This is a genomic window from Dietzia sp. HMSC21D01 (assembly GCF_001815995.1).
In the GTDB taxonomy this organism is placed as follows: domain Bacteria; phylum Actinomycetota; class Actinomycetes; order Mycobacteriales; family Mycobacteriaceae; genus Dietzia; species Dietzia cinnamea.
Genome location: NZ_KV824070.1, coordinates 1 through 547, shown reverse-complemented (window position 1 = coordinate 547; position 547 = coordinate 1). Strand labels below are relative to the sequence as shown.

At 68.4% G+C, this 547-nt stretch carries 1 protein-coding gene; it reads right to left on the bottom strand.

Going from position 1 to position 547, the window contains the following annotated elements:
• A partial coding sequence (locus HMPREF3086_RS14845) for a helix-turn-helix domain-containing protein (protein ID WP_141764108.1) occupies positions 1-533 on the bottom strand: 533 nt, incomplete at its 3' end.
• Between the last annotated feature and the right edge of the window lie 14 nt (positions 534-547).

The window sequence follows — 547 nt, the reverse complement described above, 5'->3', positions numbered from 1 at the left end:
GTGGTGTTGTTGCGCCATTGGCGGGGTGTGGTGCCGAATTCTTCGCGGAAGATGCGGCTGAAGTGGCTGGCGGAGACGAACCCGTGCTGTTGGGCGAGGACGCCGATGGGGACGTCGATGGTGGCCGGTGCGGTCAGGGCGTCGCGGACGCGACGCAGGCGCTGGGACTGGATCAGCTGCGCGAGCCTGATGTCCGCGCGGGACATCTCTGCGTAGAGCAGACGCTCGGACACGTGCAGGTCCTTCGCGATCCTGGCGGCTCCGAGGCCGGGGTCGGTGAGGTTGTCGAGCACGTAGGTGACGATCTGCTCGGCCAGCGGATACCGGGTCGTGGCGCGGTCGGGAGTGAGGGCGCTGAGCAGGGTGACTTTCAGCAGGTCGGCGACGGGCGCGAACACGTCGACCTCGTCGCGAAGGCTGAGTTCGGAGTCCATCACGCCCCCGAGCACGGACCGCAGCAGCGCCGCCAGCGAGGTCCGCTCCTGCAGGTCGACACCCGAGACCTCAGCGACCTGATCCGCCGTCAACCCCACCACACCCAACGGCA